We start from the raw sequence: 11,854 nt of genomic DNA on the forward strand, positions 1-11,854 counted from the left end.
GTTCGGGTGTCAGATCATCCGGGACGCGCTGGTGCGTGTCTGGTTGCCAGCATGATTCCTTACGCTCGGCAAAGCCTCGATCAGGCGGACATCGACGCCGTGGTCGGTGTATTGCAGTCTGACTGGCTGACCCAGGGGCCGACCATCGAGCGCTTCGAGCGAGCGATGGCCGAACGCTGCGAGGCCGGTTTTGCCGTGGCGGTGTGCAATGCCACGGCGGCCTTGCACATCGCTTGCCTGGCGGCGGGGCTCGGCCCGGGCGATCGGCTGTGGACGACACCGAATACCTTTCTCGCTTCGGCAAACTGTGGTCGCTACTGCGGTGCCGAGGTGGATTTTGTCGATATCGACCCGCTGACCTGGAACCTCGATGCCGCTGCGCTGGCCGTCAAGCTGGAGCAGGCCGAGCGTGAAGGCCGGCTGCCGAAAGTCCTGGTGGCGGTGGCGTTCTCCGGGCAGAGCTGCGACATGCGCAGGATCGCCGCCCTGGCCAGGCGCTATGGCATAACGGTGATCGAAGACGCGGCCCATGCCGCCGGTGCGTCCTACGCCGGGCGCCCGGTAGGCTGTGGCGAGTTTGCCGCGATGACTGTGTTCAGCTTCCATCCGGTGAAGATCATCACCAGTGCCGAGGGCGGCATGGTCATGACCAACAGCCCGGAGCTCGCCGAGCGTTTGCAACGCTTGCGCAGCCACGGCATGACCCGGGATCCGCAGCAAATGACCGGACCCAGCCACGGCCCCTGGTACTACGAACAGGTGGAGCTCGGTTTCAACTACCGCATTACCGACCTGCAGGCGGCCCTTGGTTTGTCGCAGTTGAACAAACTGGATGAGTTCATCGAGCGTCGGCGTGAACTGGCGGCGCGTTATGAGCGCTTGCTGGCGTATTTGCCGCTGACCTTGCCCGGTGCACAACCCGAGGCCGAGTCGTCATGGCATCTGTATGTGGTGCGCCTGCAACTCGATCAGATCAATCTCACGCATCGTGAGGTGTTCGAGGGCTTGCGAGCTGCCGGGGTCGGGGTGAACCTGCACTACATTCCCGTGCATTTGCAGCCTTACTATCGTGATCTCGGGTTCGCCGAAGGTGATTTTCCGCAGGCCGAACGTTACTACGCCGAAGCCATCAGCCTGCCGTTGTACCCGTTGCTCAGTGATGAAGAACAGGACTATGTGGTCGAGCAGATGCGGCAGATGATCGAAATAATCCAGCCATTGCGGCGGGTGGGAAATGTGTGATGCGTGAACTGACCGAGCAGGAAGCTTTCTGGCAGGGCGAATTCGGCAACCAGTACGTTGATCGCAATCTCGGACAGCCGCTGGTGGCCGCTAACCTGGCGTTGTTTGCCAAGGCGCTGACACGGGTCGGGCGCATCGACAGCCTGGTGGAACTGGGCACCAATGCCGGCAACAACCTGCAGGCACTGCGGCAGCTGTTGCCACGCTGCGAGTTGTTCGGCGTGGAGATCAATGCCAGTGCCTGTGCCGCGGCCCGGGCGTTGGGTATTGCACAGATCTGGCACGGTTCGCTGTTCGATTTCCCCCGGGAACGTACCTTCGACCTGACCCTGAGCAAAGGCGTGCTGATTCACCTGGCGCCGGAGTTGCTGCCGGCCGCGTACGCGCAACTGTATGAGCTGAGCCAGCGCTACATACTGATCGCCGAATACTACAACCCGGCGCCGGTCGAGGTCCCGTATCGTGGCAACAGCGGCAAGTTGTTCAAGCGCGATTTTGCCGGTGAAATGCTTGATCGCTATGACGACCTGCAACTGCTCGATTACGGTTTTGGCTACCACCGCGATCGGCAATTCCCGGTGGATGACATCACCTGGTTTGTCCTGGAAAAACGCCGTTGAACAACGTCGCCATCATCCCGGCCCGTGGTGGCAGCAAACGCATACCGCGCAAGAATCTCAAGCCGTTCGCCGGTGTGCCGATGATTGCCCGCTCGATTCAGGTCGCCCTGGAGTCCGGGTTGTTTTCCCGGGTGGTGGTCAGCACCGACGACGAAGAAATCGCCGGGCTGGCGCGGGACTGCGGCGCCCAGGTGCCCTTCATGCGCCCGGCGGCACTGGCCGATGACTTCACGGGTACCGCAGCGGTGATCGCCCATGCCCTGCAAGCACTGCGTGAGCAAGGGGAGACGTTTGATCGCGCCTGCTGCATCTACGCGACCGCGCCGTTGCTGCAATCGCGATTTCTTGCCCAGGGGCTGAACCTGCTGGAACAGCATCCCGACAAGTCGTTCGCCTTCTCGGTGTGCGACTTCGGTTTCCCGGTTCAGCGAGCCCTGACCCTTGATGATCACGGCGCATTGACGGCACTGTATCCGCAGTATCGTGATACCCGCTCCCAGGATTTGTCGATCGCCTATCAGGATGCCGGCCAGTTCTACTGGGGCCGCAGCGATGCGTGGCTGCGTGGCGAGGTGCTGTATTCACCGTACAGCCTGCCGGTTATCCTGCCGCGTCATCTGGTGCAGGACATCGACACACCGGAAGACTGGACGCGCGCGGAGTACCTGTATGCCGCGCTCAAAGCCGGAGGTGAGCTGAAATGAGAGTGCTGATTCGTTCCGACGCCTCGCCGACCATCGGCAGCGGCCACATCGCGCGCTGCCTGTGCCTGGCCCGCGTATTGCGCAGGCAGGGCAGTCACGTGGCTTTTGCCTGTCGCCTGTTACCGGGGCATCGAGTGGCGGCACTGCGGGCCGAAGGTTTCGAAACCTTCGCGCTGCCCGAGCGCTACACCGATGAAGACCCGCAGCAAGCCATCGAATCCATGCTGCCATGGCAGGCGGACATCGCCGCGCTCGAGCCGCTGCTGGAACACCAGCCGGCGTTCGACTGGATCATTGTCGACCACTACGGCCTCGATCATCACTGGCAGACGGCCGCCCGGCGCTTTTCGCCACGGATCGCCGTGGTGGATGACCTCGCCACGCGGACCTACAGCGCCGATTTGCTGCTGAACCAGAATCTTTCGGGTACGCCAGAAGCTTATGCGTCGTTGCTGGCGCCAGGCTGCCGGACATTGTTCGGCCCCCGGTTTGCCATGCTGCGCGACGAGTTCCGTTGCCCGGCCATCGAAATCAAGCCCCAGGCCCGGCATGTGCTGGTGAATTTCGGCGGTTTCGACGCAGCCATGCAGACCCATCATGCGATGCTGGCGCTGGCGGACTTTGCCGAGCTGGAAGTCGATTTTGTCGCCGGTGCGGGTAATCCGGCCTGGGCGCAGATGCAGGCGTTGGCGGCGAGTCGCCCGCATTGGCGCCTGCACAGTTTTGTCAGCGACTTTTATCGATTGATGACCGAAGCCGACCTGTTTGTCGGGGCGGGTGGCGGCACCAGTTGGGAGCGGGCGGCCATGGGGCTGCCGACGATTTGCATTGCCGTATCGAACAACCAGCAGGCCAACGGCGAGGTGATGGCGGCCGCGGGCGCCCATGTATTCATGGGGGCCCGCGAGCATGTCAGCGTCGAGCAGCTGCGCCTGGCCATTGGCTTTGTCGCGGGTAACCAGGGTTTGCGCCAGAGCCTGGCGCAACAATCTCGACTGTTGGTCGATGGTCGTGGCGCGCAGCGGGTAGCGGCGGCGCTGGCCGGCGCGGTGCTGAGGATGCGCCCGGCGACCCTGGGTGATGCGCAGCTGTTGTTCGAGGGGCGCAACACCGAGGCCGTGCGCCGCTCGTCGCTGGAGACCGGCGTGATCGAGTGGCCTGCGCATCAAAACTGGCTGACGGCGAGCCTGAGCAATCCCCGGCGGCTGTTGTTGATTGCCGAGGCCGATGACGGTCCGGTCGGTGTGCTGCGTTATGACCTGCGTGGCTTTACCGCCGAGGTGTCGATTTACCTGTTCGAAGGCCGGTTCGGCCTGGGCTGGGGCAGGGCGCTGCTGGACCGTGGAGAAAACTTTGTGAAGGCCCACTGGCCAGAACTTCAGTCACTCACGGCCCAGGTCTTGCCCGCTAACCAGCCGTCGCTGAAGGTCTTTCGCGAAGCCGGTTTTACCCAGAGTGCCTGCGCGTTCACGCGCGTATTGAAGGATCACACAGATGACTAGCTTCAAGATTGGCGAGCGCCTGATCGGTGCCGATGCGCCGCCTTTCATCATTGCCGAGATGAGCGGCAACCATAACCAGTCCCTGGACATGGCGCTGCAAATCGTCGAGGCCGCGGCCAAGGCCGGTGCCCATGCGTTGAAGCTGCAGACCTACACCGCCGACACCATGACCCTGGACCTGGCCGAAGGCGAGTTTTTCATCAAGGACCCCAACAGTCTGTGGGCCGGTACTTCGTTGTACGCGCTGTACGAGAAGGCCCACACGCCCTGGGAATGGCATGCGCCGATTTTCACTCGCGCCAAAGAACTGGGGCTGCTGGCGTTCTCCACGCCATTCGATGAGAGCGCCGTGGACTTTCTCGAAAGCCTCGACGTGCCGGCCTACAAGATCGCCAGTTTCGAAAACACCGACCTGCCGCTGATACGCCGGGTGGCCGCAACAGGCAAGCCGCTGATCATTTCCACCGGCATGGCCAGCATCGCCGAGCTCGATGAAACCGTGCGTGCCGCCCGCGAAGCCGGGTGCAAGGATCTGGTGCTGCTCAAATGCACCAGCACCTATCCGGCATCTCCCGCGAACAGCAATGTGCGCACGATCCCGCATTTGCGCGAATTGTTCGATTGCCAGGTGGGGCTGTCCGACCACTCCATGGGCGTCGGTGTGTCCGTGGCGGCGGTGGCACTGGGCGCAACGGTGGTGGAAAAGCATTTCACCCTCGAGCGTGCGGCCGGTGGCGTCGACGCCAGTTTCTCGCTGGAGCCCTCGGAGCTGGCCAGCCTGGTGATCGAAACCGAACGCGCCTGGCAAGCCATGGGGCACGTACATTACGGCGTCACCGAGGCGGAGCGCCAATCCCTGGTGTACCGTCGATCGTTGTATGTCACCCAGGACATGGCGGCTGGCGAGCCCTTCAATGCGACAAATCTGCGAGCCATCCGTCCGGGGCTCGGGCTGGCGCCCAAGCATGCGCAAAGCCTCCTGGAACGCCGTGCCCGTCAGGCTATCAAGCGTGGAACACCACTGGACTGGTCGTTGGTCGAATGACCCATTGCCGGGCTGATTCGGCAAAATAGCGTGACCTGCGAGTCATAACGGGCATCTTCACTGTATTGTATTGACCGGGAAGATGGCGCCTGACCCTTTATTGGGTTCAGTGATGGTCCTTTACGCTTCCCGGCCGTCGCCTTGGGGCGACAGAAATCCAGGTTTGTCGGCGCCCCTCGATTCCTGCGGGTGGTGGTATTGGGCTGTTTATTATTGGGAAGCCGTAATGATTGGCATAAAAAGCATTGCGAGCTACGTTCCTGTAGCCGGCGTGGACAATTACGCACAAGGTGCAAAATTCGAGAAGGATGAAGAATTCATCCTGGGCAAGATCGGTTCGGCTTTCCTGCCGCGCAAGGGCGTTGATCAGGAAACTTCCGATCTGTGCGTTGAAGCGGCCAATGCGCTGTTTGCCAGCAACCCTGATCTGAAACGTGAATCCATCGATGCGTTGATCGTCGTCACCCAGAACGGTGACGAAGAAGGCCTGCCGCATACCGCGGCCATCGTGCAGGACAAACTCGGCCTGCCGACCAGCGTCGCCGCGTTCGATATTTCCCTGGGCTGTTCCGGTTACGTCTACGGCATCTATGCGATCAAGGGCTTCATGGAGGCCGCTGGCCTGAAGAACGGCCTGCTGATCACTGCCGACCCGTATTCGAAGATCGTCGACCCGGAAGACCGTAACACCACCATGTTGTTCGGCGATGCAGCCACCGCGACCTGGATGGGCGAAAACCCGACCTGGGCACTGGGCAAGGCCAAGTTCGGCACCGATGGTTCCGGCGCTCCACATTTGAAAGTCACCGACGGCGTGTTCTTCATGAACGGTCGCCAGGTGTTCAACTTCGCACTGCTCAAGGTGCCGGCACATTTGCATGAGTTGCTCGGTGAGTCGCAATTGAGCGCGGATGACATCGACGCGTTCTGCATTCACCAGGGCAGTGCGGCGATTGTCGATGCGGTCGCGCGGCGCTTCGAAGAATGCCCGCAGAAGTTCATCAAGGACATGGTCGAGACCGGTAACACGGTGTCGTCGAGCATTCCATTGCTGCTGGAAAAGCATATTCTCGATTCCGAATGGAAGCGCGTTGCGCTCAGCGGTTTCGGTGTGGGGCTGTCATGGGGTTCGGCGATCATCTATCGCCCTTGAGTGAAAGTTTTTTAATAAAAAGGCCGGTACAAAAAAGCGCTCAAGGGTTAACCTTGAGCGCTTTTTTGCTTGTAGGGAATGCGAGGTAGCATGAGCGAATGCTTTGAAGACAATGCTCAGGTTATCCAGCGGCGCTGGCCGTCGCTGTATGCGCGATTGAATACGGAAGATCGCCTGACCGTCGATGTTGACCTGATCGAAGGACGAGACTCGACGTTGTGTGTGGGCGGCATCCAGCTCACCAGCCGCCATGATCGCCTGCGCGAGGCCCGTTTACAGGCTGCCAGTCTTGCGTTCGACAAGCCTCATCTGCACGTCTACGGCACCGGTTTTGGCGATTTGCCTTCGGTTTTGCTGGAGCGTGCCGGGCTTGAGAAACTCTATGTCCATATCCTCAACGGCGCGCTTTTCGCATTGGTGTTGCAGCTGATCGATCAGCGCCAGTGGCTGGGCGATCCGCGTGTGCAATTGCTGTATGCCGGCGATCTGTCGGACATCTGCACACCGTTCTTTGCATTGCCTGCCGAGATGCTGCTGGCGGATGACTTCAGTGCGAAGATTCGTGATCGCCTGGTCAGCGAAGTGCACTTGAGTTTCAACAATCGTGAGTTCGACCCGCAGTCTCCCGTCATTCAGCAGCGCTTGCAGGACACCCTTGAAGTGCTGCTGGCCGATGATGATGTGGCACAGCTGTTTGGCACGTGTTCCGAGCGTGAAATCTATGTGATCGCCACAGGGCCCAGCCTTGAAGGGAATTTCGAGCGTTTGGCAGCGGTGCGCAATCAAACGCCGCGACCGCTGTTCATCAGCGTAGATACCGCTTACCGGCCCCTTCGCGAGCACGGAATCAAGCCTGACCTGGTCGTGAGCATCGATCAGCGCATCAGCGTGCTGCACTTGCCGGGCGAGGGCTCCGAAGGCATTCCGCTGGTGTACTTGCCTTTGAGCGATCCACACATGCTGAAGGCCTGGAAAGGCAAGCGTTATGGCGGTTATTCCGCCAGCCCGATCTACGCTGCGTTGCGTGAGCAACAGCCGCGTGCGCAGCTCTACGTCAGTGGCAGCGTGATCCATCCTGCGGTCGATCTGGCGGTGAAGATGGGCGCGCAGCGCATCACGCTTTTCGGTGCGGATTTTTCCTTTCCGATGAACCGCACCCATACCGGTTGGAACGATGGTGACCTGGGGCCGCCAGTGAACCAGGCCAGGCACTGGGTGCACGATGGTCATGGGCAAAAGGTCAAGACGCAATTGAATTTCCGCAGTTACCTGTGCGAGCTCGAGCGTTACATTGCCAGGCATCCCGAGGTGCTTTTTTTCAATAGCAGTCGGGCAGGGGCGATGATTGCCGGTACGCAGTTCAATCAGGATTTCGTGCAATGAAGCCTCAAGTGAAAGGCATTGACGAGTACCGGCAGTGCGCAGGGCTTTTTCGCCTGGGACGTGATGTCGAAGCGGCATTGAACATGGTCGATCTGTTCGATGAGGCGCAGCGACTGTTTGCGCAGGCGCCCCAGGAGGTTCAGCAGGCGTGGGCTTTGATGCTCAGGCAAATGCTGGCCTGTCAGGAGCGCCAGGATTGGCTGGGGCTCGCCGACTTCATGGAATATGAGTTGATCGAGTTGCTCGAAAACCTGCCGGCTTGAGGGGTGGCGACAGCTTTGGCGCGGGCGTTTGTGGGCTGGACAGTTTTATGGCGTCATTTTTTCGCGGTTGAGGGGCGCTAAGCCCTTGTTTTCTCGGAGATGGCAGGGTGATGGCATTTTTTTTAAAAAAAGCCCTCAAGCAACCTGCCAACCCGACGATAACTATTACGAAGGTTCTCTAGGCCATACCCGGCGGTTGCCAGGGCCGGAAGCCGCAGTACCCAACCAACGAGGAATTCGTCATGGCTTTAACAGTAAACACCAACACCACGTCGTTGAACGTTCAGAAGAACCTGAACCGTGCTACCGACGCTCTGTCGACTTCGATGGCTCGCCTGTCTTCCGGCCTGAAAATCAACAGCGCCAAAGACGACGCCGCTGGCCTGCAGATCGCAACTCGCATGGCCGCACAGATTCGTGGTGGCAACCAGGCAGTGCAGAACGCCAACGACGGTATCTCCGTTGCCCAGACCGCTGAAGGCGCGCTGCAAGCTTCGACCGACATTCTGCAGCGTATGCGTGAACTGGCTGTTAAAGCACGTAACGGTACCAACAGCACTGCTGACCAGACCGCTACCAACTCCGAATTCGCTCAGATGTCTGACGAAATCACCCGTATCTCTGCCTCTACCAACCTGAACGGCAAAAACCTGCTGGACGGTTCGGCTGGCACCATGCAGCTGCAAGTTGGCGCCAACACTGGTTCGGCCAACCGCATCGACCTGGTACTGAGCTCCAAGTTCGACGCCGTATCCCTGTCCGTAGGCAGCGGTACTGTTGTTCTGACCGGTGCGACTTCCGCTACCCTGTCTGCCAACATCGACAACGCGATCACCGCGATCGACGCCGCTCTGGCATCGATCAACGCCACCCGCGCAAACCTGGGTGCTTCGCAGAACCGTCTGACCAGCACCATCTCCAACCTGCAGAACATCGTGGAAAACACCACTGCTGCACAAGGCCGTGTACAAGACACCGACTTCGCCGCAGAAACCGCGAACCTGACCAAGCAGCAAACCCTGCAACAGGCTTCTACCTCGGTTCTGGCTCAAGCCAACCAACTGCCTTCCGCTGTACTGAAGCTGCTTCAGTAATTTCGGAATAAGTTTGAGCGGGGGAGTGTGCTGGTCACGCTCTCTCGCTTTTTACGTTAAGAGGTGATGGACATGGAGATGAGCGTAAAGCTTGGCGTGTCTTATCCGGCTCCCCAGCCAGCGAGCACCGTTTCGGATAAAGCGCCGGAAAAGCCTGAAGCCGCCAGCGTGACTCCAGCGGCGGATAAGAAACCGGATGCGGATGACGTCCACCTGAAGCAGGCGGTGCAGCAGATCGAAAAGTTTGTACAGTCGATCAAGCGCAATCTGGAGTTCTCGATAGACGAGCAGTCCGGAAAGGTCGTCGTCAAAGTGATTGCAAGCGAAACGGGTGAAGTCGTGCGACAGATCCCCTCCGCAGAAGCCCTCAAGCTGGCAGAAAGCCTGAGCAATGCGAGTCACGTATTGTTCGACGCCAAAGTCTGATAGCTGGCATGAATAGTGTTTGTACGTTCTTGGGCGCAGGCATTGGTCAAAAGAGTGGCAGCAACCTGAAGGGAGACGAAAAATGGCAAGTCCAATTTTACCGGGTGCGGGCTTAGGCTCTGGCCTGGATATCGGTGCGATCGTCACTGCGCTGGTCAACGCCGACAAATCGGCGAAACAGACGCAGATCGATACTCAGACCAAAACCAACACGCTGAAGATTTCCGGTGTCGGTTCCCTGAAAAGCGCACTGACGGCCTTTCAGACGGCGCTGACCAATCTCGGTAGCAAGACCAATCCCGTGTTTGCGGGCTATACCGCCACTTCGGGTACCCCGTCGATTCTGGGTGCGACTTCCGACAACACCGCTGTTGCCGGTACCTACAGCGTTGTTGTGAATAACCTGGCCACCAGCTCGAAAGTCGCCAGTGCTTCTTTCGCCGGCGGTGCGGCCAGTGCCATTCCGAGTGGTACTTTGAAAATCAGTCAGAATGGCACTGATTACGATGTCACGATTCCAGCCAGTGCGACCCTGCAGAGCACCCGGGATGCCATCAACTCCGCGCAGGCGAGTAATGGTATTTCTGCCAACATCGTGACCGACAGCAGTGGTGCGTCGCGACTGGTGATCAGCTCCAGCAAGACCGGCGCGGGTTCCGACCTTACGGTCAGCGGTATCGTCGGTCTTGAAATCGACGGTACCCAAGCGATGGGCGCCAACCCTTCGGCTTCAAGTTCAGGGGCTGTCAACGGGGTTGCGGTGGATGCATCGCTGACCATCGATGGTCTGGCAGTGACCAGCAAGAGCAATACGGTAACCGGCGCAGTCAGCGGCCTGACCCTGAACCTGGCGTCGGTGAGTCCAGGTACGCCGCCGGCTGCGGCGACCGTCACCGTCGCGACCAATACCGCCGGTTTGCAAACCTCGATCCAGTCGTTCGTTGATTCCTACAACACCCTGATGAACACCATCAATTCCCTGTCCAAGGCGACCGCGGATGCCGATGGCAAACTGACGGTTCAGGCGGCGTTTACCGGCGACTCGATGTCGCGCACTCTGATCTCCGATATCCGCGGTGTGCTGACCGCTCCCGGGGCGGGCGGTCCATTGGCGGTGCTGTCGCAGATCGGCGTGCTGACGAACGAGAAAACCGGCAACCTGGCGTTCGATGCAACGGCGTTCAACAAGACGATGGCCATCAACGGCATGAGCGGCCAGGTGCAGCAGTTGTTCAACGGTAGCAATGCTACCAACGGCCTGCTGGCGCGCATGGGCACTGCAATCAAGCCCTATGTGCAGACGGGCGGGTTGCTTGACCAGCGCAATACCAACCTGCAGAGCCTGAGCAAGAACCTTTCAAACCAGCAGTCTGCGTTGGACTTGCGTGTCGCCAACATGACCAAGACGTTGACCGCCAAATACAACGCAATGGACCTGTTGGTCGGGCAAATGAAGGCGACGGCGACGAACATCACCTCGTTCTTCACTTCCTTGAACGCCCAGAAGTCCAACAGCTAGTCATGAGTTGACGAAAAAACCCGGCTACGCATTTTCGCGTGTGCCGGGTTTTTGTCTTTTGATCTAAAGTTTTCTGTCTTGCAGACGATACTCTGGCTATACGAGTCATTGTGGTAATGAGGTAGAACATGAATCCAATGTTAGCCCTTCGGCAGTATCAGAAAGTGGGGGCGCACGCCCAGACGTCCGAAGCAAGTCCGCATCGTTTGGTGCAGATGCTCATGGAAGGTGGCCTGGACCGGATCGCTCAGGCCAAAGGTGCCCTGGAGCGCAAGGACATTCCCGGCAAGTGTGTGTCGATCAGCAAGGCGATCGGCATCATCGGTGGCTTGCGTGAAGGCCTGGATCTTGAAAATTGCGCCGAAGCCGTGGGCGAACTCGACAGCCTTTACATCTACATGATGAAGCGCCTGGCCGAGGCGAACATCAGCAGCGACCCGAGGATTCTCGATGAGGTCGCGGGCTTGCTGCGCACGGTGAAAGAAGGCTGGGACGGCATTGCTGCGCCAGCTCCGCAGTTCTAGGGAGATCGCCATGAGTCTTGTATTGCAGCGAATAGAACAAACTCGCGAAGCGCTGGTCGGTGCTTTGGCCGAGCGCGACTGGGAGGCCATCGGTCAATTGGACCTGGATTGCCGTTCCTGCATGGAAGACGTCTTGAGCGAGGCTTCGCTGGACGAAGAAGTTCTGCGTAGCAATCTTGAGGAGTTGCTGTATGTCTACAAGCAGCTACTTGAGGTAGCGATGGGGGAGAGGCAGGCGATAGTCGATGAAATGTCTCAGATCCAGCAAGCGCGGAACGCGGCAAAGGTTTACCATCTGTTTGGTTAATTAACCCCAAGTTAATCCAGATATGTGCGCCATAAATTTGACTGTGCGCGGTTTTTTGACTTAACTAGTGGC

At 59.3% G+C, this 11,854-nt stretch carries 13 protein-coding genes; all 13 read left to right on the forward strand.

Annotation, left to right across the window (positions count from 1 at the left end; translation table 11 throughout):
* The first annotated feature begins 51 nt into the window (after window positions 1-51).
* The 13 genes from pseC to fliT all read left to right on the forward strand — a co-directional run bounded on the left by pseC (window position 52) and on the right by fliT (window position 11,782).
* A complete protein-coding gene (gene pseC / locus AC1DKH_RS23910) occupies window positions 52-1,242 on the forward strand; it encodes a UDP-4-amino-4,6-dideoxy-N-acetyl-beta-L-altrosamine transaminase (RefSeq protein WP_477799494.1) in 1,191 nt (396 codons plus the stop codon).
* Window positions 1,242-1,862: a pseudaminic acid biosynthesis-associated methylase gene (locus AC1DKH_RS23915; protein WP_477752400.1), complete on the forward strand. Its 621-nt coding sequence runs from the start codon at window positions 1,242-1,244 to the stop codon at window positions 1,860-1,862. The genes pseC and AC1DKH_RS23915 overlap by 1 nt, the downstream gene beginning before the upstream one ends.
* Window positions 1,859-2,566: a pseudaminic acid cytidylyltransferase gene (pseF, locus tag AC1DKH_RS23920; protein ID WP_477799495.1), complete on the forward strand. Its 708-nt coding sequence runs from the start codon at window positions 1,859-1,861 to the stop codon at window positions 2,564-2,566. Before AC1DKH_RS23915 ends, pseF begins: the two co-directional genes overlap by 4 nt.
* Complete coding sequence (pseG, locus tag AC1DKH_RS23925) at window positions 2,563-4,068, forward strand: UDP-2,4-diacetamido-2,4,6-trideoxy-beta-L-altropyranose hydrolase (protein WP_477799496.1); 1,506 nt, start codon at window positions 2,563-2,565, stop codon at window positions 4,066-4,068. Before pseF ends, pseG begins: the two co-directional genes overlap by 4 nt.
* Complete coding sequence (gene pseI / locus AC1DKH_RS23930) at window positions 4,061-5,113, forward strand: pseudaminic acid synthase (RefSeq protein WP_477752403.1); 1,053 nt, start codon at window positions 4,061-4,063, stop codon at window positions 5,111-5,113. The genes pseG and pseI overlap by 8 nt, the downstream gene beginning before the upstream one ends.
* A gap of 226 nt (window positions 5,114-5,339) precedes the next feature.
* Window positions 5,340-6,266, forward strand: a complete 927-nt coding sequence (locus tag AC1DKH_RS23935) for a ketoacyl-ACP synthase III (protein ID WP_477752404.1) — start codon at window positions 5,340-5,342, stop codon at window positions 6,264-6,266.
* A gap of 90 nt (window positions 6,267-6,356) precedes the next feature.
* Window positions 6,357-7,649, forward strand: a complete 1,293-nt coding sequence (locus AC1DKH_RS23940; RefSeq protein ID WP_477799497.1) for a motility associated factor glycosyltransferase family protein — start codon at window positions 6,357-6,359, stop codon at window positions 7,647-7,649.
* Window positions 7,646-7,912, forward strand: a complete 267-nt coding sequence (locus AC1DKH_RS23945) for a hypothetical protein (RefSeq protein WP_477752406.1) — start codon at window positions 7,646-7,648, stop codon at window positions 7,910-7,912. Before AC1DKH_RS23940 ends, AC1DKH_RS23945 begins: the two co-directional genes overlap by 4 nt.
* Window positions 7,913-8,154: 242 nt before the next feature.
* Complete coding sequence (locus tag AC1DKH_RS23950) at window positions 8,155-9,006, forward strand: flagellin domain-containing protein (RefSeq protein WP_108218632.1); 852 nt, start codon at window positions 8,155-8,157, stop codon at window positions 9,004-9,006.
* Between the two features lie 72 nt (window positions 9,007-9,078).
* Window positions 9,079-9,432: a flagellar protein FlaG gene (locus AC1DKH_RS23955; RefSeq protein WP_477752407.1), complete on the forward strand. Its 354-nt coding sequence runs from the start codon at window positions 9,079-9,081 to the stop codon at window positions 9,430-9,432.
* A gap of 82 nt (window positions 9,433-9,514) precedes the next feature.
* A complete protein-coding gene (fliD, locus tag AC1DKH_RS23960; RefSeq protein ID WP_477799498.1) occupies window positions 9,515-10,951 on the forward strand; it encodes a flagellar filament capping protein FliD in 1,437 nt (478 codons plus the stop codon).
* Window positions 10,952-11,079: 128 nt separating this feature from the next.
* Window positions 11,080-11,475: a flagellar export chaperone FliS gene (gene fliS, locus AC1DKH_RS23965; protein WP_477752409.1), complete on the forward strand. Its 396-nt coding sequence runs from the start codon at window positions 11,080-11,082 to the stop codon at window positions 11,473-11,475.
* Between the two features lie 10 nt (window positions 11,476-11,485).
* Entirely contained in the window at window positions 11,486-11,782 is a 297-nt protein-coding gene (gene fliT, locus AC1DKH_RS23970; RefSeq protein ID WP_015096255.1) for a flagellar protein FliT, read from the forward strand.
* Window positions 11,783-11,854: the final 72 nt, after the last annotated feature.

The sequence above is a fragment of the Pseudomonas sp. 05L36 genome (assembly GCF_056398125.1).

Bases quoted from the DNA above. Each gene is read 5' to 3' on its own strand.
- AC1DKH_RS23940 (WP_477799497.1), top strand. From the start codon at position 6,357: ATGAGCGAATGCTTTGAAGACAATGCTCAGGTTATCCAGCGGCGCTGG.
- AC1DKH_RS23950 (WP_108218632.1), top strand. From the start codon at position 8,155: ATGGCTTTAACAGTAAACACCAACACCACGTCGTTGAACGTTCAGAAG.
- fliD (WP_477799498.1), top strand. From the start codon at position 9,515: ATGGCAAGTCCAATTTTACCGGGTGCGGGCTTAGGCTCTGGCCTGGAT.
- fliS (WP_477752409.1), top strand. From the start codon at position 11,080: ATGAATCCAATGTTAGCCCTTCGGCAGTATCAGAAAGTGGGGGCGCAC.
- AC1DKH_RS23945 (WP_477752406.1), top strand. From the start codon at position 7,646: ATGAAGCCTCAAGTGAAAGGCATTGACGAGTACCGGCAGTGCGCAGGG.
- pseI (WP_477752403.1), top strand. From the start codon at position 4,061: ATGACTAGCTTCAAGATTGGCGAGCGCCTGATCGGTGCCGATGCGCCG.
- AC1DKH_RS23935 (WP_477752404.1), top strand. From the start codon at position 5,340: ATGATTGGCATAAAAAGCATTGCGAGCTACGTTCCTGTAGCCGGCGTG.
- pseG (WP_477799496.1), top strand. From the start codon at position 2,563: ATGAGAGTGCTGATTCGTTCCGACGCCTCGCCGACCATCGGCAGCGGC.
- AC1DKH_RS23955 (WP_477752407.1), top strand. From the start codon at position 9,079: ATGGAGATGAGCGTAAAGCTTGGCGTGTCTTATCCGGCTCCCCAGCCA.
- fliT (WP_015096255.1), top strand. From the start codon at position 11,486: ATGAGTCTTGTATTGCAGCGAATAGAACAAACTCGCGAAGCGCTGGTC.
- AC1DKH_RS23915 (WP_477752400.1), top strand. From the start codon at position 1,242: ATGCGTGAACTGACCGAGCAGGAAGCTTTCTGGCAGGGCGAATTCGGC.
- pseC (WP_477799494.1), top strand. From the start codon at position 52: ATGATTCCTTACGCTCGGCAAAGCCTCGATCAGGCGGACATCGACGCC.